The organism is Bacteroides sp. B1-V-101 (assembly GCF_023656585.1).
GTDB lineage: Bacteria > Bacteroidota > Bacteroidia > Bacteroidales > Bacteroidaceae > Bacteroides > Bacteroides thetaiotaomicron.
Genome location: NZ_JAMOKH010000011.1, coordinates 123,774 through 146,235, shown reverse-complemented (window position 1 = coordinate 146,235; position 22,462 = coordinate 123,774). Strand labels below are relative to the sequence as shown.

Genomic DNA, 22,462 nt, shown 5'->3' with positions numbered 1-22,462 from the left:
TTCTTTTCTTTTTAATTCATATTCTTCAGCAGACAGAGATAAGCGTCTTCCAAATTAGCTTCTACCTCTACAGCCCCTTCATAAGGCTGTCCGACAGAAAGATAGCGCACCCGAATCGTATCGCCTTCCTGAATATGATGTATTACCAACGATTTGTCCAGTACTTTTTCAAATTCTGTCTTATCTATATTAAACTGCCATACTTTCCCGTTAGCCATTTCCACCATGTCCGAAGGGTCACCGAAATATTTCAGTTCACCTTTATTGATTACCACTACCTGATTACAGGAACTGGATATATCCTCAATGATATGAGTGGAGAAAATAACGATGCGGTCTTTACTCAACTCTACCAGCAGATTACGGAAACGGATACGTTCGCGAGGGTCGAGTCCCGCTGTAGGCTCATCCACAACCAGGATACGCGGTAAATGAAGCAGAATAAGCGCAATACCAATACGCTGTTTCATACCTCCCGAGAAAGAACCTATCTTTTCGTCTTTCCGCTCGTACATATGTACCGCTTTCAGTACATAATCCAGACGCTCCTTTCGTAACTCACCGTCTACAATCCCTTTCAGTATAGCCTGATAATCCAGAAACTCCCACGAAGTCATATTCTCATAAGTTCCGAATTCCTGTGGAAGGAAACCTATCAGACTCTGTAGCTCTTCTCTGTAGATACGTGTATCCAGACCATTGATCCAGATACTACCATAGCTCTGCTCAAAGATACCACAGATGACACGCATCAAGGTCGATTTACCTGCCCCATTGGGTCCCAGTAGTCCGAACATACCTGTCTGAATCTCGAATGACACCCCACGCAATGCTTTGAAAGGTTTGCGTCGTTTTCCAATCATAGGAACACTCTTCACCATGCGGAAATAGGAACGGCGAAGCCCTGCAAATCGTCCGGTGACACGCTCAATATTTACATCATGATCATACAGATACTGGGAAGTGACATAGATGGCAATACCCACAAGCCATAACAATCCGATCATGATGACCAGCCCGTTATTATCCAGTTTCCGGAATAACTGAAACAGGATAAGGGGAGGAAGACTCCAGAATATCACCCGGTTTACGATCTTTGTTACCCGATTATCTCCGTATCGATAATATAAATAGGAACGTACCTTTCTCCACAAATACAGTATCGCTGCATAAATAGCGAACGAGAACAGGAATATCCAAAGCCTGTTATGAATGAAGAAATAGGTGAAATAAATGGCAAACAGTAAGATACCAAACTGCCATAGCACATTGATAAAGTCCTTCAGAGAATGGTATTCATTGCTCAATCCCAGACGTTTGCGTAATTGCAAACCACTGTTCCACTGACGGCTGATGTGTCCAGGCCAATCGTAGATCTTAACCAGATTGCGGACAGAAATACGAATTTCTTCATCCGGATTGATAACCTCCGCCTTAGCTCTCCGAAGACTGGTTTGCGCAAAGTATGTCATCCCCGGTATGCCTGCAATCAGTGCTACCAGATAGATTGACTGCCAAAGGATTCCGTCAGTGTATAGCCAGATACAGATTACACCGGACACAAAAAGAATCAGGTGAATGGTCCATAGTTTACGGGATAACGAACGGTACCACTGAAGCACATTTTCCAGTCCCATACAAACTGTCGGAATTAAAATCAGCGTCAGCATGGCGGAAAAGAAAAGTCCGCCTATCACTGTAATGGCAAAAGGTGCACCGATAGCCCCTGCATACTCCGTATCTCCCATAGCCAACGGAAGCATGGCAGCAATTGTGGTGATGGAAGTAATCAGAATGGGACGAATACGTGACATACCGGCAGTCATCAACGCCCTGTTCCGACGGTATCCACGTTTACGCAAAATGTTGGCGTAATCTATCAGAATGATTCCGTTATTGACGACTACTCCCAACAGAATAAGGAACCCTGTCAATGTATTCGCATTCATCAGACTGTTGCTCGAAAGCAATAATGCCAGCAAAGAACCGATAGCAGCCAACGGAATGGTAAAAAGCAACACAAAAGGCGTCACTACAGATTCGAAGACTGAAGCAAGGATCATAAATATCAAAAGAAAAGCTGCCAGAATAAGGAATTTGAAATCCCCGAATTCATCCTCCTCATGGAATACCTGCACAGCGACTCCGGACGGAAGATTATAACTGGCAATCAACTGGTCGATATCGGAACGATATCCTCCCAATAAATCTTTCGAAGACTGAACATCTCTCGGAAAAGCATAGTATACCTCAATCTGCTTATCTTGATTGACACGGATGATGCGCGAACGCCCACGTCCATAATTCAGAGACGATATATCTTCTAGATTGTGCATACCGCCATTGGCATTTTCTATCCGGATAGCACGCAAGTCATCCACAGTTTTCTCTTTCTGAGCTTTTTCCTGTGCCTCTTCTTCAGTTTCCTTTTCCGGTATTTCGTCACGGATAATAATATCATAAATATCCTCTCCCACCTTGAAAGTAGCTTCGGAAGAGTATTCATTATTAAGCGCAGTTAATCCGGTGGTAATATTGCCACGGTTAATATCATAGGCAGTCAGCAGAATAGGGTCAAAGTTCAGATTTATTTCCGCCTGACGGGGAGTATACGAAACATGAGTATGCTGTACAAAATCCTGTTCGTCCAACAAATAACGCACTTCCTCTGCCACCATCTGCATCATTTCGAAATCAGATCCCCTGATCACCACCCGTTCACTGTTGTCACCGATGCCCAACAAACGCATGAATCCGCCCAGACTGCTCAGAGCCGAGTTATCTCCTCCGCCTCCCATAGCATCAGAAACATAGATTTCCGCACCATTGATATTGGCAACTTTAGTCTGCACATCCGCTTTTATATCGGCTATTTTCCGTTTGGCGATCTTTGTGTAATCTTCCTGCAAAACGAGTGTCAGAGTCGCCTCTTTTTCCCGAATACGGCAAATCAGATCTTTCTTTTCCGGAAAATCCTCCAGACGTTCTTCCAGTACCTTTACAATCTTATCCGTATTTTCAAGCGTACTTCCGGTAGGCATCACGACACTGATGTTGAACCGGTCTGAAGCAACTTCTTTCATCTGTTGCACATTCAAGGTCAATGACAAAATCAACGTTGCAAAAAGCAAGATCACAGCTCCAAAGACTGTCACTCCCGGATTACGCATACAAGTCTTCAATAAGACCAGATAGACCTGCATCGGACGCTGAACGATCGATACTTTTTCATAAACGACACTGTTCCCACTCTTACTCTTCAAAAGAAGGTAAGTAATCATCGGTATAAAAAGTAAAGCTACAAACAGCGAGATCGTCAAAGTTGATATAATGGATACTCCGATATGGTGCCCGATCAGTTTTATCAGGAAATTATCAGAAAAAACGAACGGCAGGAATACAGTAATGGTAGTCAGGGTAGCCGCCACAATGGAGCGCCACACTTCTTTTGTTCCCTGCGTTACCGAACGTTCGGGCGTATAGCCGTTTCCCGACAAACGATAAATATTCTCAAGCACCACGACACTATTATCCAGCAGCATTCCGATGGCCAACGCCATTCCTACCAAGGTAAGACTATTGATAGTGATACCAAAAGCGTAGAAGAAGTTGAAAGCCGTATAGACAGAAATCGGTATGGAAAGTGCGATAAAAAACACCAGCCGCATATTCTTCAGGAAAAGCCAAAGAACGAACACAGCCAATAATCCCCCTACCAATGCCAGATTAATAATCTGGTTGATATTATTTTCCATGGTTTCAGCCTTGTTCTCCTGAATGACAATTTCCAGTTCGAGCGGAGCCAGTTTCTCATTCAGCTTTTCAATCACATCGGATACACGGTGTGAAAGTTCAATCAGATTAGCCTGTGAATCATTGATCAAAGCAACCGAGACGGCTTCTTTTCCATTCACACGACTATAAGTGGTTTCATCTTTCAAGTCAAAAAAGACGGTTGCCACGTCTTTCAGCAGAATAGGACCGGGAGCGACAACTATATTCTCCAAATCAGAGACTTTGGTATACATCGCATTGACATGGACAAAATTCTTGCTGTCGGGTTCATCTGCGAAGCCTACAAATGTCTTTTCCTGGGTATTCTGCGAAAGCAAACCGCTTATTTTGGAAGCTGTGAGGTTCAGAGCTTTGCAAGCCTCCGGATTCAGACGCACTTCAATGGCTTTCTGCCGTCCTCCGTAGATATTGACGGAAGCTACTCCATCTATGTTCTCCAGATCAGAACGAACATCCTCGTCTACCAGACTCCGGACACGGTCAGTTCCTCCCGTACCACGCACTTGAAGCACCATGAAGTTATTATTCATCTGAGCAATATCCACTTTCTGTACCTGTACGGTAAAACCGGTCGGCAGGGAGGCTGCGATTTCATTCACTTTCTCCTGCAGTTTAAGACTGGTCATCTTGAAGTTGATATTCTTTTTAAAGTCAATCTGTATGCTGGACTGCCTCCTGTCAATGTAGGATTGCAGTTTGTCTACTCCACCTATCGCACTGACCGCTCCTTCGAGTGGAATAATCACTTCCGACTCTACATACGAAGGGTCCATATCCTGCTGTGACGACACCTGGACAAACAGAACCGGAAGTTCTGCGTTGGGCAGCAACTCCACCGGAAGTTGTTTATACGACACATAGCCCAGCAGGCTGAGTGCAATAAACAGCATACAAATCGTTATTCTCCTATTTAGTAAAAAGTTCATCTTCAGCTGTTTTTAGTTCGGCGATTTATACGTCTTTTGATATTCTCCAAGACATAATAGACACAAGGAATAACCATCAAACTCATCAGAGTAGAAGTTATCAATCCTCCGATCACAGCTATAGCCATCGGTGAACGTAAAGATGCACCTTCACCAAAACTGAATGTCATCGGAAGCATGGCCAGAATCGTAGTCAAAGTAGTCATGATGATCGGACGGATACGCTGTTGCCCTGCTTCTACAATGGCATCAGTCAACTCCATTCCCGCCTGACTAAGCTGATTGATACGGTCTACCAGAATGATAGAGTTATTGACGGCAATACCTCCCAGCATGACAATACCGATAACTCCCATCATATTGATAGTGGTTCCGGTAATGAAGAAAAGTAAGATAGCACCTACTACAGCCAGAGGAATAGTCAGCAAGATCGTAAACGGATGCAGCAAGGATTCAAACTGGGAAGCCATCACCATATAGACAAGTACAACAGAAAGCATCAGAGCAAACAACAGACTGTTCATTGATTCTTGCCGTTTTTCTTCCTCTCCTGTCACTGTAATACTGTAGTTAGCAGGCAATTCAATACCTTTCACCGTTTCACGCACTTCGGCTGCTACTTTATCCAGTGATTTACTCGCATCCATATTAGCCATCACCTTACCGATACGGCTTTGATTGCGGCGCAGAATCTCCTTGGGCGCTTGTCCGTGAGTAATGGTAACAATCTCTTGTAATACAAATTCCTGTGTTCCACTTTTGATGACAAGAGCACCAAGAGAACTCAACGGGATATCCGGCACCTTTATGACGATATCACGCATCTCACCGCGATATTCCATCTTACCGACTTCCTTACCGCTTAGTTGCTGCTTCAATTGTTCGATTACCATAGCCACACTCAAATTATTGATACCGGCTATTGTACGATCAATCGAGATCACAACTTCCGGAGCACCGTCTTCCACGGAGGTAATAACATCATAGATTCCATTTACGCCAATCATCCGTTCCTTCACCTCTTCAGTCAACTGAGCAATCTCATCCAACTCCTCTCCTTTGACCTCCACAACAATAGGAGCCCCTTCGCTTCCTAACAGTGAACTCAGAGAATTCTCATCCTGCTGAATCGTCAGTTCCAGTCCGTCAGGATTCTTGGCCGATTCCACGAAAGACGCAATCACCTTTTCCGGTGAAAGTGTACATTCCGGTGAAAGGATCACTTTCATCATTGCTGTATTTTCTCCTTCAAATATCGCATTTTCCGAACCGCTCCCCTCTCCGATATGACTGTATACCGTACATAAAGAATCACCGCCAACGATAGCATATAACAATTCTTCCAGATTACCTACAGCAGCGGAAGTGCGTTCCATCTGTGTACCTTCGGGCATTTTGATTACAGCCGTAAACGTCTTGCTTTCCGCACGGGGCATAAACTCAGTTCCGATAAACGGAGTCAGCAATCCAGTCACGATAAGGAGTAACACTGCCATACCGATCACCAGCCAACGTCGCTGAATCAGCTTGCGAAGCACTCTGCTATATCCTGTAATACGAATGGACTTCACTTCTTCCAGCTTAACCTTCTTGCCGGAAAGCTGGATATATAACATCGGAATCACCAGGATAGCCACAAACAAAGAAGAAACCAGTGAGAAAGTAACCGTCCATGCCTGATCTTTAAACAGTTCGCCCGAAGCTCCGTGAAGATAAACAATCGGCAGGAAGACGACAATAGTCGTCAGAGTAGAAGCTATTACCGCATTGGCAACTTCTGCCGTCCCGTTAATAGCAGCCTCTTTGATACTCAATCCTTTCTCCTGATTTCGGAAGATACTTTCTATGACGACAATGGCATTATCGACGAGCATACCCGCCCCGAGCGCCAGTCCTCCCAATGTCATAATATTCAGTGACAGTCCGTTGAAGAACATCAGATTGAAAGTAGCCACAATCGAGATGGGAATAGCAAGACTGACAATCAGTGTTGTCCCCATCCGGCGAAGGAATACAAACAAGACTACAATAGCGAGAATAACACCCAGAACAGCACTGCTCTTCACTTCTCCTATCGCACTTTTTATAAAAGTACCCTGATTGGAAATCACCTGAAAATGATAACCGGGCAATGCATTCTCTATCACTGCCAATTGGCGGGTTACCTCATCCACCACTTTTACAGTATTAAAGCGCATCTCCTTATAAATAGACAGTCCGATACTACGCTTCCCGTTAATCCGTACAATGTTCTCCGGACGAGCGTTCAAAAACTGCACAGTAGCCACTTCCTTCAAAAAAACAGGAGCTTTATTACTGTTGGCAGTCGCTGTTCCCGAAGCATTGTTTCCGGATGCTTCCTCTTGTTGTATCGCTTTGTATCCGACAATCAGATTCTCAAAATCATCTTCCGAAGCAAACAAGCTCGAACTTTTCACCAGATATTGTAATCCCAGTTCACTGACCCGTCCACCGGATATACTCTGATTATTCGATTCGATGCGCGAAGCGATATCTTCTATTTTCAGTTGAAAAGCATCCAGTTTATAAGGATCAGTCTGAATGGTAAGAGTACTGACTTCTTCTCCCGAAAGCGTCACTTCAGCCACGCCTTCCAGACGAATCAACTCATTGCGGATATAGCTTTCGGCGATTTTCCTTAATTCCGCCATATCTGTAATACTCTGATGAGACATTCCCACCAAAACTACCGGAGACAAGTTCGCATCGTGTTGCGTAATCTTCAGTTCAGTAATATCCTTGTTCTGGGCAAACGGATTCATGGCTTTCTGCAAATCTAGAAAAGCCTCATCCATATCCTTTGTCCAGGTATATTCTACAGTAATTCGTGCCGTCCCGGCTTTAATCACGGAAGAGACCTGAGTAACATCACTCTGCCGAATCGCCATAGACTCCATATTTTTAACGAATTGCTTTTCGATCTCCTCGGGAGGGCGTTCACCCGCCTTTAATTCAATAAACAGGCGGGGATTATTCAGATCGGGCAATAAATCCACACTCAACTGATCATATGATACTTTTCCCAACAATAAGAGGGCAAATACTACCATACAAATCGTAACCGGATTGCCTACTGCAAATTTGATTATATTCTTCATAAGTATTTCCTATTTTCAAAAGATGCGTTCATATATCGCATCCATGATTTACTTTTGGATTTTGACTTTGGCGTCTTCTTTCAGTGTTTCAAAACCCTTCACTACCAAATTGTCATTTACATTAAGTCCGGATAGAATTTCGATATTGTATTCATCCTCCAGACCTGTTTGCAGATTACGTATCTTTGCCGTATTCTTTTCGACGATATATACGTATTTCCGGCGACGATTGGACAGGATTACGTCTTTAGGTATAATGATAGAACTATCAGCTCTGTCAACGATAATATCTGCTTTGGCGAACATACCCGGACGCAGCTTCAGTTGGTCATTATCAATCAGAATCTTTCCTTTAAAAGTACGTGTCTCCGTACTGATTGCAGGAGACAGCTCACCGACTCTCGCTTTTAAAGTATCTCCGGGGATGGTATAATGAGTAATATATACCGGTTGCGCTTCCTTGACATAACGAATGCTGCTTTCCGGCAGATTGATATCCATATACATTTTATCATAAGCCATCAGACTCACCATAGCCTTTCCCTGCTCCACTCTTGTATCGGCCGTATAGTGAGGCAAATCAACAATCACACCATCAAACGGAGCTTTCACTTTCATCTTCTCCAGATTGAGTTTTGCGTTTTCATAATCGTAACGGGCATTCGTTACTTTTACTTCCGTATTCCGCATTTCACTCATCGTCACCCCTCCTTTTTCATAGAGAGCTTTCTGCTTTGACTGTTCCTGTTCGGCAATTTCAAGACTTAGTTTTTTAGCGTCAATAGCGATTCCGTTTTCATACTCCTTGTCTTCCAGACGGATTATCAGTTCCCCCTTACTTACCCTGTCTCCCATTTTGAAAGGTTTTCCGGTTCTCGGATTAGTCTGAAGTTTATAAAATCCGCTCATTTCCGCATTCTGAGATGCACCGTAAGTCGGCTGCACTGTTCCTGTTGTATTTATTAATTTACTGATAGAACCTTTCTTCAGCTCCACGACAGATACCGGAGTTGCAATATTATTGGGTGCGTTTTGTGGTTTGTTGCCACAGCCGGTTAACAATAAGGTTGTTAACAAAGAAGATGCAATAAAAATTTGATACTGTTTCATGGTCTGCTTATTTTTTATCAATAATGTCTTTCATAGGAACAAGAGGGATATTCTTGTCGAAATCATACAATGAAAGGATTTTAAGATTAAGTAATTCTATTCTGTAATTAATCAACGCCTGCGTATAAGTAATCTTCTTATTCGAAAGCTGAGTCTGGAACTGGCTCATTTCCATACCGGTTATGTCACCTTCCCGGTAACGAGTCTGATTCAGATCATAGGTCAACTGTGCATTCTGTACATTTTGCTCGGCGATCTTAATCTGAGTCCGGAGGTTTTCGAGGTTACGCCATACCTGACGAATATTCAGCTCGATATCCACTTTATCCTCTTGAAACTCGAGTTCATTAATCCGTTGGGCCATCTTTTGTGCTTTAATCCTTGCTTTCTTTTCACCCCAGTCGAAAATAGGGACAGCAAAGCTGATGGAAACCCTTGGATTCTGTGTCGGATTATTATAAACTTTATTCAGGTGGCTATTATCTCCTATCAATCCGAAAGAGATGGATACATCTCCTTTAAACTCGTTCAGCGCTTTTGTCTTAATCATATCGAACTCAAGTTCCTTGCTCTCTATTTCACGCTGACGAAGTTCCAGACGCGAACCCAATCCATGCGATATGGCCTGGTCCAGATTTACCTGAATCGGTTTAATCTCCACTTCCGCAAATACGAGAATATCTTCATCCAGCCTCATTCCGAGAGTCTGTTTGAGTTTGTCCTTCGCATTCTCCAGATTCACCTGACTTTCGTCTACAGACGAACGTGCCGTAGCCAGATTCAGTTCCGCTTGAAAGAGTTCGTCCTTCGCTGCTAAATCCGCTTCTACCTTATTCTTGATAATATCATAACTTTGCTGGGCATTAACCAGTTCTTCACGACTGATTTCCAGATTACTCTGTGCCATATAGACAGAATAGAACTGATCGGTTATACTTTTCTCCGTATTCAGTTGCTGCAAAGCATAACTGATATTGGCATTTTCATAATCATATTCTATTTGCTTCAGTTCCATTTTACGCTTGTTGTATGTGAAAATAGGCTGAGTCAATTGCAGATAGAGGTCATTGCTGAATGCCCGGTTACTAGTTTTATCCCCTTCTATAATGGAACTGTTGTCCTGCCAGCCGAAACGGTTGATTAAAGAAATAGTACCGTCTGTCCATAGAATGGGCTGATCGACCTGAAAGGTCCCGCTGGTATTGAATGTTTCATTCGTGTACCATTGTGACAGACGATTATCGAAACGCCTGTTCTTGTTATAGTCCACCGGGTTCAGATTTAATGAAAATCGAGACTTTAATGAAGCCTTCTGCGCCAGCAGATTCTGCTTATATCTCTCCAGATTCATGTAGGAACGGCGAAGAGAAGGACTGTTCTCCTGCGCAATCTCCATTGCCTTGTCAATCGTTAAAGGAATTTGTCCTTGTGATGTCAGGGCAATTCCCGTAAAAGTTACGATTGTCAGCAGCATTCTTTTTAATAGTAGTAAGTCACTTTGCATATAGTTTGCTGTTTTAATAATTATCGTTTCACTATTTTCACTGCGTCGGCTGTCACAGAACGCAGCTTACATTCATCCGTCAGCACGACACGAACCGTATCGGCACTAAAATAGTAAGTACCGAGTTGTTCCCAACCCTCATTGGCTTTTCTCAGATTGATATAAGCATCTTCCATCTCGCTGTCGTATGCCACCCTGAAATGATATTCACCCTGAAGGCGATCATTCCATCGCAGCTCATCATCCTTGAATACATGATAATAAAGCTCATATTGACCGGCTTCCGGCACAGGAATTTTCCATGTAGCCGTCTGACTGCCGTCTCCACTCTTAATCACATAGGCCGAACGGATATATTTGCCATAGTATTTAGCATTGGTGGTAGCTGTCCATTGTAAAGGCGCACGCCACCAGGATATGCCCGAATATTTAAAGGAAGTATCCTCCACTTTATCCAGCCATTTAGGCAGAAGTCCTACGACAGCAGGGGTAGAAAGTACAAAGAGAGTGGAATCTTCATTATCCACAATAACCTCTCCCGGCATTTCTAAGGATGATTCCGGCAAGGTATAGATAGTGTCCTTGACTATTTTATTCCGTTCTTGTTTTACATTACCAATGGATTGCCGTATCATATAAGGAAGATTGCCGGAAACCATCGTATTGATTTCCACATCACGTATCTGTTCTTCCCAGACAGAAACAAATTCTTTGCTTGTATGGGCAGCTATCTCTACCTTTTTTCTGGCTCTGGGATCTTCCATCGGTTGATACCACCAGCCATTTTGAAGAACGTTCATCTGAATGATTCCGTCATAATCCGAGTTATTGCTCACCAGTACTTTCAAGACAAAGAATTCTTCTCCTCCTTTATTGACAACTTTGGTCAGTTCGGGCTCTCCGATCGAATAAAAAGGAAGAGGCGTCAACTGTTCCCATTCTTTCAAATATGAATAAAGATCCGTCCGGCTCATTTCTCCCAGAGTATCCAGCATATTTTCGAACTTTATGTTCAGAAATGTATTACGCTTCAACATCGCATATAGTGAATCCCGGAAAGCATCTACGCCCATGTTTATTTCTGACCGGGCAAAAAGACGGCTTGCCTCCAGTCCTACGATATTATTTTGCAGATTACGCTGTTCCACATCAGCCAGCAACTCCTTGAACGTATGCTTTTCCAGCAGCAGGTTGGCCTTTTCATTGTTACTAAGCCCATTTATCTGACGTTCCCATCCTTCATTTTCCGACTTCTTTTGCAGATATAGTTCAATAGCCCGATTGGCAACAGGCCATTCCGAAGAGTAAATATTGTAACGGAAATTATAAATCTGCGGGAAAAGGAAATAAGGATTTGCCGTAGACGAAAGATTTCCCCGTCCTCTACTACCCGACGAAAAGTTATAATCGCCTTCTGTCTGCAAAAACATCCAGGCAAAGTTACTAAAAGTCCGCATCTGGGCTTCCTGCAGACTGATTTCATTATTTCCCGACCACCGGATATGATTCTTCACCTGCCTCTTCACATCCAGTTCCCAGAATATAGCTCCTTTTTCGGGGAACAATACCATTTCAGGTTGTACTGTCTCCTGCGCTTGCGACCAGGCACGTTCATAGCTGGCAAATTGCACAGGAACTTCTACAATAGAAAATCGCTTAAAAGGATAATCCAGTTTATATTGCCGTGCCAGTTGCTCTTTCACATTACGTATCAGCCAGGGAATGGTATCGTGAATAGAATCAAACGAAGCAGTAAAATAGTCATGGTCCCTTAAATGCCAAACGCTATAAAGAATGCTGTCCGCATAAGCACTTTTTTGCTGATAGTCACCTATGACCAACGATAGTGTCTGAGACGGATAATCTCCTTTAAACGAATACACTCCTTCTTCATCACACTTTCCTTCCCCTTGAGAAAGAGGAACTAACCCCGGTAGAGGCTTGACCTTCAAGCGATAATTACTGAAATAAGTTTGCTGCCAGTCAGGATTTTTATCACTATAGCTTGTTCCTGCACGGGGATACCAATAAGTTTCAGGGGTAAGCATCAGATAATTTTTCGTCTGAAAACTATACTGCTTGTCTATGTTGAACAGAAACTTTTTATTGGAAGCTTGCAGCACTTCGGGAGGGATATCCAAATAACAGAATGAGTTATCTATCTGTCCGTCATACCTGAATGTTGCAGAGATTGTATCGCCTTTGGCATGCTTCGTGCCGAAATCCACCAATACTATTTGCTTGTCACGTTTAAACTTGAGTTGCTGTCCGGCCGAATGAACGGAATGAATGGTTAATCCCGGATTCAAACAGAAGGTGAATACGGCAGATGAGTCCAATGCCACTCCTTTCACAGTTACTTCCGACAGAAAATCTTCAGGATGCTGCTCTACAGAAAGATCATATTCATGAATGAACATCTTCGGAGTAGAGACATATTGGTTGTTGATCTTCGTATAGGTAGCGCGTATATCACTTTGATATAAAATCGAATGTATATGCCAATAACCGCATACGAAAGCTAACATGAGAGTACAAAAAGAAATAACCAGCCACGGATAATTACTGTGAGATGAATTCGGCAGACGCCTGAACAGGGAAATCGTGAAAAAGACAAACGCCAGTCCGGCAAGAAAATAGATGCCACGATGATTTAAAATCACCTCCCAGTTGGAAAAACCGACAATGCTGGACTTCACCAAAGGAAGACTATAAGCCATATAATCGAAAAGATAATAAAACTTATCTTCAATATAGAAAACGGTAAGTCCGATATATCCTAACAATAAAACGAATGTCAGTGCCTGATTTTTCAATACCAGCATCAGAAAGATAGCCAGGCCAATAATGAAAATCAGCGTAGGGACACTGATCAACAGAAAATAAAGCAAGTAAGCCATCCAGTCCACTTCTCCCAATGTCAGGTTGAATGCAGCCGTAATAGCCATAATAATGAGATTCAGCAACAAAAAGACGCGCAGATTTCCCCAAATCTTACCGATGACGTATTCAGCATTACTTAATGGACGGACATAAAAGACTTCTGATGTATCCAGCTTTTTATCTCTTTTCAGGAAGTCGGATGCCAGAAAGATAGCAATAACAGCCTGCCCTGTATTTAGCAACAGTAAAATTAGATAAGGAATGTTCGATGGAATGGCTGTAGCAATCCAGAAGCCTCCGCTATCTTCCGATACGAACAACTGGAAATTGAAAAAAGTAATGATAGTTACAGCGAGTACCGTGAATACTCTGAAGAACCAGCTTCTGATTAATAATTTACTTTCATATTTTGCTACCGATTGTATATTAGATATAAAGGTCATATCAGCATATCGTGTTTAGTCGTTTGTCCAAAGGTTTAATTGATTCTCCATATAATATACATAGGCGTGTTCCAGATTAGGGGGAAATGGTTCCGCTTCGTATCCTTCTACTTCATCGGCAACCACCTGTACTTCCCAGATTGTCCCCGATGGAATCGTGGAGATTACCGGATATTTTTTATCGATCTCATGCAACTGATCTCCCGCAGCCCTGATTCTCCACACTTTGCCCTCGGCTAATTTCAGCATATCTTGCGGAGAACCGTTGAAGGAAACTTGTCCCCGGTTCATTAACGCCATATTATTACAAGTACTGGAAATATCACCGACAATGTGAGTAGACAAAATAATAGTCACATCATTCTCGCTGACCTCCGAAAGAAGGTTACGGAAACGGATACGTTCTTCCGGGTCAAGTCCGGTAGTAGGTTCATCAACAATGATTACCTTAGGATGATGTATCAGCGCTTGTGCAATTCCTAACCGCCGCTTCATACCTCCCGATAATTTATTGGCATATCGTTCGCGAACATCGAACAACCCTACGTTTTCGAGCATTTCATCCACAGCTTGTTTTCTCTGCCTGCTATGGGTCATACCGGACAAACGCGCCGCGTAATCAAGAAACTCATACGTTTTGTATTTGGCAAAAAAACGAAAGTCCTGAGGAAGATACCCCAGAATACCGCGTATTTCTTTCCGCTGTTTCATCAAATCATAACCGCAAATTTCTACTTGCCCGGAAGTTGGTTCCATAAGGGCTACAAGAATACGCATTAAAGTAGATTTGCCGGCGCCATTGGGTCCTAATAAGCCAAACATCCCTGCAGGTATTTCCAGATTGACATCTTTCAAGGCATGATTTCCGTTTGGATAGATCTTATTAAGGTTCTTAATAATTATGCTCATGACATTTTATTTGTCCTATGTTGTATTGGGTGACAAAGATAGGCTTTATTTACAGGATACAAATCATAATTATAAACATTAACTTATATTAGTAGAATTCTGTCTAAAATGAACATTCAACAAACATCCATATATCTCATAAACGAAAAGGAAGAAACCACTTCACAGTGACCTCTTCCTCCTCATATCCCATATGATTATTGCCCAACAGGGTTTATAAAAAAGGGGTTTATTAAAAAAGGGTTATTTTTATGATCTTAATTATTTATTAGTTACTTCCACCCTTACCACCACTATGAGTAGGATTAGTAGTCACTGTCTTATACTGATGATCAGTTCCGGTATAGCGTGTTGCAATTACTGAAATCTTCACATCCTTATTATTATACTTCACTGTGGTCGACAATGTAGTAGTACGAGTCTTGGCATAGCAAGTATAAGTCATTGTTGTATAACCGTTCACATTTACAGTATTATAGGTACGAGTTGTTTCTGTAATACCTGATGCCGATCCCATCAATGAGTATAAACGAGTTTTGAAGAAAGCTACCATAGCATTAACTGTTTCTGGTTTTGCACCTGACAAAGCTTTTTCTACAGCCGCTTTAATATCCGCATCTTTACATTCCCAACCCGACTTTTCTTTATAAGTCAATGCAATTCCTGTTACAGCTTTAGGATTTTCACTGTTATCACGACTTGCCTGTCCTAAAATCTCACTCTTCACTACATTTTCGGCGCTTACTTTACTAGTGACTTTATTTTCCATAGCATAGGAAGAGAAATGCTTAACTTTAGTTGTGTAGCTACCTGATTTCTCATCATAAACAACTTTATTAATGTCCTCTGTTTGTGGAACCCACTTTCCATTCTCCAAATAAGTAAGCTCTATATCTTGGGCAAAAGTCACACCCGGAATAGGATTAGGAATAGAGATCGTTACAGCCTCCTTAAATTTCAAACCACTAGGTTCAAAGTGTGCTGCCGCCAAAGGTATGGTCTTTTCTACTTCTTTATTCTCTTCTTCTTTCTTCACTTCTGTAGTCACAGTTTCTGGGGCTGGTACATACGTAGTTACACTGACTTCAGCATTACCACCTTCCAGAACGTCTTCATTACCTTCTGTCTGAATTGCCCCAGCTGGAATTTCTAATTCAGGAGTTACAAGAGGAAGATCTTCTTTCACATCCTCCGGTTCAACAGTACCCGGTTCTTTAACTTCCTCATTCGAAGCACTCTTATCTTCTACCTTAACCTCTTCTGTATTACCATTCTCGCCAACTTCTACAGTCGTAGGTTCACTTTGCTTAGTCAAAGCCACAGCAACAGTCACCACACTACGATTTTCCGCATTAGCAGCAATTTCTACAGAAGTACTTTGAGCAAGATAACCTTTAGGAGCAACTTCTACAGAATACTTACCTACATTCTTCTCTGTTACAGAGAACTTACCATCTTTGTCAGTCTTAATTGTCTCAGTACCAATTTTTACATCAACACCAGACACACCTTTCCCGGCATCCGTCACAGTACCCATAATGTAATACTCAACAACCGGAGCGGGAGTTTCAATCACTTCACCCGGCTCTTGCTTTGGTTCATCGTCATCATCATGACAGGAAACTGTTACAAAAGACAACACACCGAAGGCTATCGCCAAAGAGCATGCATACAACCATTTTAAATTTCTCATAATTGTTCAATTTTTGTTTAAATTACTAATATCAACTCTTATTTAAGTTTTGTCTTTTCATTGGTACGAATCAAATAATAACGGATATAATCCGGCTGCCAGAAACGGCTGTTTTCAGCAGATTTCGGTTCGGTTCTATAGCTTACCCCCAAAGCACGGCGAGCAAATTCATTCCCACTACGCATGTCATATTGAAAAGCGAAATAATCCGGAAGCATCACACGTACCGCGTGACGACTACGCTTCTTACCCGGCAATGGAATCGAAAAATGAAATCCGGCATTTGTTTCTCCATCTGTATACATGCCATAAAGTCCCACGATATATTCACCGAAGTAACGTGAAAGAATTCCGCATACCCCATAATCTCCATATATAAAACGTCCACCGCTAACTTTCAATTGAGTATTCACTTGTGGAATGAAATAACCTACGCTAAGCTGTCCATTCACTCTTTTCCATTTACTCATTCCCCAGTCGTTGCCATATAAATGAGACGAACCGGTTATACCACCTTCTCCTTCTACTGTCCAACGGCCGTCAGAAGAAAAATAACCAATACCGGCTGCGAGTCCCTGACGATCATCCGAGAAATTTCCACCAGTCAGGTATCCCTTCCAATGATTATCCAGACGAAATTCCTGGCGCAATGTCAAATACCCCGGTCGGATGCAATCCCATTTGCCCGGCTCATTATTGACGATAGGTAAGCAAACCTGCAGCCTCAATGAAGCACCTTTCCAAAGTTGCATTTCTACAGCCGGTTGCAATTCAAAAGCTGCTTTATATAATTTGTAAGTAACATTATTAACTAACATTACCCCCGGATAAACCACTACGTCCACTTTCCCAAAAGTAGTAGACTCTCGTTTGGTTCCTTTTAAGGCCTCCATTGCAGTTTTGGTGGAAGTAGTCATCTGCATATTACGGTAAACTCCATCCAAATCACATTTTCCCGATTGATAATCCTCAATCAGCTTCGCAGGCAAAGTGATACAAAGTTGCGGCAAAGCATTATCCAATATGACCAACTGCAATGTAGAGACTTCCGGAAGAGTGATCAGGCGACGTATTGCAATGCCTATACCATTATAAGATCCCCTATATACGGAAGTCTCAAATGCTGCCGTAATCGTATCCTGCTTCTGTGCTACAGAAATATTTTCCATTTGCAATTCTTTCAGGACTTCAGATATCCCAGCAGATTGCGCATCCACACTTTCCAAAGTGCAGCAACATATTATATATAGTATACTAAATACTCTTTTCATCTTCTTAATGTATTAATGTACATTCATAACGCAAACCGGCAGAAACACAGGTAAATTCGCGTGTAAACACATGGACGGACAAACGTTTCCAAAAACGTATTGCTCCACCCAAATTCCATCCATTGGTATCATACTCTGCCATCAGCTTTAACTCACGGCAAAAAGCGGGAGTATAACGAATACCACCAAAAGGGCCTTTCTTGAAAGCCGGTTGATTGCCCTGATGAAAATACCAGCCTGCTGTAACAGCCAACTGATGCCCCTTGCAGAAACCAAACGTCTTAGTTAAGACACCATAATAATCTCCCCAATACTGAGTAGCCTTTTCTGTAAAAAGATCATCAGCACCGATTACCACAGCAGGGAAATAACGGCTTTCTTTCAATGGACGAATACGGATAGTATTGGAACGATCTTGGTTGTGATAACCGACTCTGCCATTATATGTTCGCATTTTGAGTAACGTCATACGGTAAGTCAGTTCAACAAAAGAGAACAAAGACATGTCTACGGAGTAATTCATGGTAGGATAGTTAAACTTATTAGGCGTAACCTCTTCAGGAAGGAAGTTTGCGCTTCCCATAAAGGTTCCTGTTTCCTGCATCTCGGCTGTAGGTATCATCATCTGCCCAGTTGCCCCAAGAGCATATTGTGCATGAATCCGGCTTGTTGTCAAGATTAGAATCAGAATTAATACAACACCCTTTAATGGAATAAATCGCATATCCCCCAAAATAGCTTCAGTTTGTTTCATTTTTTATCTATGTATATTCCTAAATAGAGACCTTACCCCAATTTGATTCATAAATCCTCTATTTTTACCATTCTTTTTTCTGTTACTTCTTAGGTAACGGAAAACACAGGAGGGAAGGGAAAAATCTCTTAAAATACGAAAGATAGGACATGCCAAGCCACCAAAGGAAGCTCAGTCTAAGCGTAGGGTGAAATTTCTTTGATTATGGGACGTAAAAATCTTAGAATATGAAGAAAAGGGTTCTTTCATGTTCCAGGCTATTTTTATCTTATTTTTGAATCAAAAAAGAAAAAAAGGACAGTTTATTTGCTTGTTATTTATTTTTTTGTCTATCTTTGTGCTATTATTATTTCCGTTACCTAAGAAGTAACTCGCATATATTTATACTGATTATTAACACTTTGTATCATTTACACGTTTTACCAAGCAATTCTTTACGTAAGACAAATTCATTTTATTTACTTCAGTACGTTCTTTCAAAGCAAAGCCTTTAAGGTAGATTTGTGTTGTTTTGATTGATTTGTGTCCCAACGATTCGCTGATCATTTCAATAGGAACTCCGCGATATTTCGCAGTAGTAGCCCACGAATGGCGAATGGTATAAGAAGTGACAGGAGAAGTCAGATGCAAAGCTTTTGCCAGTCCTCTCAAATGGTTATTGAAATTCCGGAGGGCAGACTGGTATTCCCGATAAGTACTTTCATCTTTCCGCTTTTTATCACCATTCAGAATACTAAATAGATAATCAGGGCAATCCGGATAAGCAGGCTGCCTGTTCCAAAGCTGATCAATCATATCTTTAGCGGTATCCAATATTTCCACACTCATCGGAGTCTTCGTTTTAACACGATTATAATGAAGAACATTCCTGTCTAAAGACGACTTCTCCAAATGCGCCAAATCAGCAAACGACATACCACAGAATTGGAACATCAAAGCAGCAATCGCCTGTGTACGTCGCAAAATATCCGATTTAGGATCTCCGTATAAAAGCTTATGTAACTCAGTTGCCGGCAAAGCCTTCTTTTGACGGACATCCACTCCCGTATACACCCCGTGAAACAATCGGTGAACATAAGGAGCCCTTCCCGATTCTACTCCACGATTATAAATACTACGCAGCATACGCATATACGTCGAAACCGTATTAAGCTTCAAGCCACGTTCATAAAGATACTGCCCGTAACACCGTAAGTGTTCGCGGGTTACTTGTCCGAATGACACGGTAGGTGTGCCACAAAACCCTCTAAAAGAAAGAAGTGCATTTTCATACACATGCGCAGTAGAATAGCGCCCCTCTTTTCGTAAACGACCGATGTACATCTCAGCGCATCGGCTAAACCCATTTTTTTTCATCATTTATACACTAGTTAATTATATAAATCACCTTCTCAGATAAGAGAACAAATATACTTCCTCTTAGGGTTTTAACCATCACAAGAATTATTTTATTTCGAACGAAAATCAGAAAGCGACCCTCACTCACGTGAAAGTCGCTTTCTGATTTTCATAACTTAATGAACAAACTAATAAATAATTAACCTTTTCTTAAAAATCTCAAACATTATATCTTAAACGGTTGCATCTTCAAATATACCTTATAGTCTTTAATCATCCCCGTTTTACCGGCTTCAGCCCTGGGTAAATAAGAGAATCCCGTAATAACTTTATCTTCACCAAGATCTATCACAATCTGATGAGGAAATGCAGGTTTGGAAGAGGAATAATTGGTATGCCAGAATGTTGATTCCTGCAAATCAAAAACATTTGTTGCAATATTGTTCGCGGCATCCGTCTCCTCACTATCGGCATAAATCACTTTCCAATGCTGACGGGATACCGGTTTGCCATCTTCGCCCAACAACTCCAATTCTGCAATAGCCGCGAAATCTTTCCCATCATGGGCGTTCAAAGCCTCCAGACAGAAGAAACGAGTCTCCACCTTCTTACCGAATTTCACATGTTGCCAACCATTCCCTGACTTAAATATCCCTTGATAAACAGGAGTTTCATTTGTTAAGTCCAAGTTCTCACCCATCTTACGATGAGCATAAGCTCCATTACCACGTTGTACATCCAGAATTGGTTGACGCAGACCTTCAGTTTCGGCTTTTGAAGGACCAGCCATATCCAATATAATGATTTCATTCTCTCCTTTCTTCAACCAGCAGCCCGGCACATATAAGGTCTGTTGAGGTCCGATTTCCCAATAACGACCAATCGCATGACCATTCACCCATACCATACCTTTACTCCAGTTCATCATATTCAAGAATGTATCCCCTAACTCATTGAGGTTAAACGTCGACCGGTAATAAGCCGGTTGGTTGCCAACATTCTCCTGTTGTTTGTACTGCTTATCACGGGCAAAACTATAATCTACCGGAATAGTATATACCTTCCAGTCCTTCACCAGTTCAACTCCTTTATCAGATTGCAGTTCTACTTTCTCGGTAATACCTTTCCAGTCATAAATACCTTTGCCGAAATTCATTCTTCCCATTGCTTCCACCAGAATATCCAGTCGGTCACCTTCTTTCAGTGGTGGTAACTTTACTACACCTTCCCCCTTCAAACGGCTCAGAGTAGCGAGTTTCTTACCATTCAAAAAGACTTGTGCCCAGTCATGAGCTTCTGTGATCAGTAATGTCTGTTCTTTATCAGAAGCGGATAATGAAGTCCGATACAGAATACTACCCCATCCCTGATCAAAAGCTTCCATTGTCCGGATATCCTCACTCTCTTTGGGGTGAGGCAGATTATCAAATAAGACTGCCACTTCAGTCATTTTAATAGCAGGAATAGCTATAGTCGGTATCGAATCCGGAATTTCCGGCAAGGTTTCACCTTCCGGCAGGTAGTTACCAAGCAGATTCCGTACTTCCAGATATTTAGGAGTCACTTTACCGGATTCATTGATAGGAGCATCATAATCATACGATGTGCAAGTCGGTGAAAAGTTCGGGAAATTCGCGCCTCCCCAATGCCCGAAACTAGTTCCCCCATGAGTCATATACAAGCTGAAAGAAATATTGCGGTCCAGCATTTCCTTCATACCTTTTACCAATTCTTCGGCACTTCTTGTTTCATGCTTGGCTCCCCAATGGTCAAACCATCCGGACCAAAATTCACTGCACATCAATGGAGTGTCCGGCCGTAGTTCTTTCAACCGTTTAAACTGCTCGTCGATGTTAGCACCCGTACCGAAATTAATAGTCCAGAGCAAATCATCCAGTGCATTATTCTCAAAATTCGAGTTCCAGTCACACTGGAATAAAGGAACACCTGTAAAACCGGCTTGTTTTACCATGTCACGGATTTCGGATATATACGGCTTATCGATTCCAAATGCTCCATACTCATTCTCCACCTGTACCATAATGATATTCCCTCCTTTACTAATCTGAAGATCAGCCAGCTGTTTGCCCACTTCGTTCAAAAAGAGTTTCACACGTTCCATGTAGTATGGGTCTTGCTCGCGAAGTTTGATATCCTTCTTCTTCAGCAGCCACCAAGGCAAGCCGCCCATTTCCCATTCCGCACAGACATAAGGGCCGGGACGCACTATGACATACATTCCATTCTCTTGAGCCAAACGGCAAAACGCAGCTATATCTTTCTGTCCGGCAAAATCATACCTTCCTTCTTCCGGTTCATGAAAATTCCAGAACACATACAAGCAAATCGTATTCATACCCAGTGCCTTGCACATTTTAATACGATGTTCCCAATATTCTTTCGGGATACGCGGATAATGAATCTCTGCCGCTTTTACAACAAACGGTTTTCCATTCAGCAAGAAAGTATTCTTCCCCACTTCAAATGTGCCCTCCGAAGATTGAGAGCATGAGCTGCCAAGAACAGCTACTACTAAAATAAGTAAATACAATAAAGGTTTCTTCATTTTCTATCTATTGTTTTCATGATATATCTCATATTTAATAAAGAGAATTCACTATCGGCTAATGTTTCCATTCAACCGACAGCGAATTTGAAAATAATCCAAGTGTTCCTAAAAACTAAAATAATACCTATTGAAAACTGAGTACGGTGCA

11 protein-coding genes are annotated in these 22,462 nt (G+C 42.0%); all 11 read right to left on the bottom strand.

Going from position 1 to position 22,462, the window contains the following annotated elements; genetic code table 11:
* Positions 1-11 precede the first annotated feature (11 nt).
* The 11 genes from NBH01_RS10830 to NBH01_RS10780 all read right to left on the bottom strand — a co-directional run bounded on the left by NBH01_RS10830 (position 12) and on the right by NBH01_RS10780 (position 22,311).
* A complete protein-coding gene (locus NBH01_RS10830) occupies positions 12-4,721 on the bottom strand; it encodes an efflux RND transporter permease subunit (protein WP_008760597.1) in 4,710 nt (1,569 codons plus the stop codon).
* A gap of 2 nt (positions 4,722-4,723) precedes the next feature.
* Positions 4,724-7,840 carry an efflux RND transporter permease subunit gene (locus NBH01_RS10825; protein WP_008766163.1) on the bottom strand — a complete coding sequence of 1,039 codons (3,117 nt, stop codon included), beginning with the start codon at positions 7,838-7,840 and terminating at the stop codon, positions 4,724-4,726.
* A gap of 48 nt (positions 7,841-7,888) precedes the next feature.
* Complete coding sequence (locus NBH01_RS10820) at positions 7,889-8,950, bottom strand: efflux RND transporter periplasmic adaptor subunit (protein ID WP_008760595.1); 1,062 nt, start codon at positions 8,948-8,950, stop codon at positions 7,889-7,891.
* A 7-nt stretch (positions 8,951-8,957) separates the two neighbouring features.
* Positions 8,958-10,454, bottom strand: a complete 1,497-nt coding sequence (locus NBH01_RS10815) for a TolC family protein (RefSeq protein ID WP_008760594.1) — start codon at positions 10,452-10,454, stop codon at positions 8,958-8,960.
* 20 nt (positions 10,455-10,474) lie between these two features.
* On the bottom strand, positions 10,475-13,780 hold the full coding sequence (locus NBH01_RS10810; protein WP_055217379.1) for a golvesin C-terminal-like domain-containing protein: 3,306 nt from the start codon (positions 13,778-13,780) through the stop codon (positions 10,475-10,477).
* A 15-nt stretch (positions 13,781-13,795) separates the two neighbouring features.
* Entirely contained in the window at positions 13,796-14,689 is an 894-nt protein-coding gene (locus tag NBH01_RS10805) for an ABC transporter ATP-binding protein (RefSeq protein ID WP_008766165.1), read from the bottom strand.
* A 268-nt stretch (positions 14,690-14,957) separates the two neighbouring features.
* On the bottom strand, positions 14,958-16,382 hold the full coding sequence (locus NBH01_RS10800) for a carboxypeptidase-like regulatory domain-containing protein (RefSeq protein ID WP_195382333.1): 1,425 nt from the start codon (positions 16,380-16,382) through the stop codon (positions 14,958-14,960).
* A gap of 38 nt (positions 16,383-16,420) precedes the next feature.
* On the bottom strand, positions 16,421-17,653 hold the full coding sequence (locus NBH01_RS10795; protein WP_048698988.1) for a hypothetical protein: 1,233 nt from the start codon (positions 17,651-17,653) through the stop codon (positions 16,421-16,423).
* Between the two features lie 4 nt (positions 17,654-17,657).
* Complete coding sequence (locus NBH01_RS10790) at positions 17,658-18,407, bottom strand: YjbH domain-containing protein (protein WP_048698984.1); 750 nt, start codon at positions 18,405-18,407, stop codon at positions 17,658-17,660.
* 393 nt (positions 18,408-18,800) lie between these two features.
* A complete protein-coding gene (locus tag NBH01_RS10785; protein WP_081363749.1) occupies positions 18,801-19,766 on the bottom strand; it encodes a tyrosine-type DNA invertase cluster 3b in 966 nt (321 codons plus the stop codon).
* Positions 19,767-19,971: 205 nt separating this feature from the next.
* Positions 19,972-22,311, bottom strand: coding sequence for a beta-galactosidase (locus tag NBH01_RS10780; RefSeq protein WP_236093085.1), 2,340 nt, complete (start codon positions 22,309-22,311; stop codon positions 19,972-19,974).
* Between the last annotated feature and the right edge of the window lie 151 nt (positions 22,312-22,462).

Bases quoted from the DNA above. Each gene is read 5' to 3' on its own strand.
- NBH01_RS10830 (WP_008760597.1), bottom strand. From the start codon at position 4,721: ATGAACTTTTTACTAAATAGGAGAATAACGATTTGTATGCTGTTTATT.
- NBH01_RS10825 (WP_008766163.1), bottom strand. From the start codon at position 7,840: ATGAAGAATATAATCAAATTTGCAGTAGGCAATCCGGTTACGATTTGT.
- NBH01_RS10820 (WP_008760595.1), bottom strand. From the start codon at position 8,950: ATGAAACAGTATCAAATTTTTATTGCATCTTCTTTGTTAACAACCTTA.
- NBH01_RS10815 (WP_008760594.1), bottom strand. From the start codon at position 10,454: ATGCAAAGTGACTTACTACTATTAAAAAGAATGCTGCTGACAATCGTA.
- NBH01_RS10810 (WP_055217379.1), bottom strand. From the start codon at position 13,780: ATGACCTTTATATCTAATATACAATCGGTAGCAAAATATGAAAGTAAA.
- NBH01_RS10805 (WP_008766165.1), bottom strand. From the start codon at position 14,689: ATGAGCATAATTATTAAGAACCTTAATAAGATCTATCCAAACGGAAAT.
- NBH01_RS10800 (WP_195382333.1), bottom strand. From the start codon at position 16,382: ATGAGAAATTTAAAATGGTTGTATGCATGCTCTTTGGCGATAGCCTTC.
- NBH01_RS10795 (WP_048698988.1), bottom strand. From the start codon at position 17,653: ATGAAAAGAGTATTTAGTATACTATATATAATATGTTGCTGCACTTTG.
- NBH01_RS10790 (WP_048698984.1), bottom strand. From the start codon at position 18,407: ATGAAACAAACTGAAGCTATTTTGGGGGATATGCGATTTATTCCATTA.
- NBH01_RS10785 (WP_081363749.1), bottom strand. From the start codon at position 19,766: ATGATGAAAAAAAATGGGTTTAGCCGATGCGCTGAGATGTACATCGGT.
- NBH01_RS10780 (WP_236093085.1), bottom strand. From the start codon at position 22,311: ATGAAGAAACCTTTATTGTATTTACTTATTTTAGTAGTAGCTGTTCTT.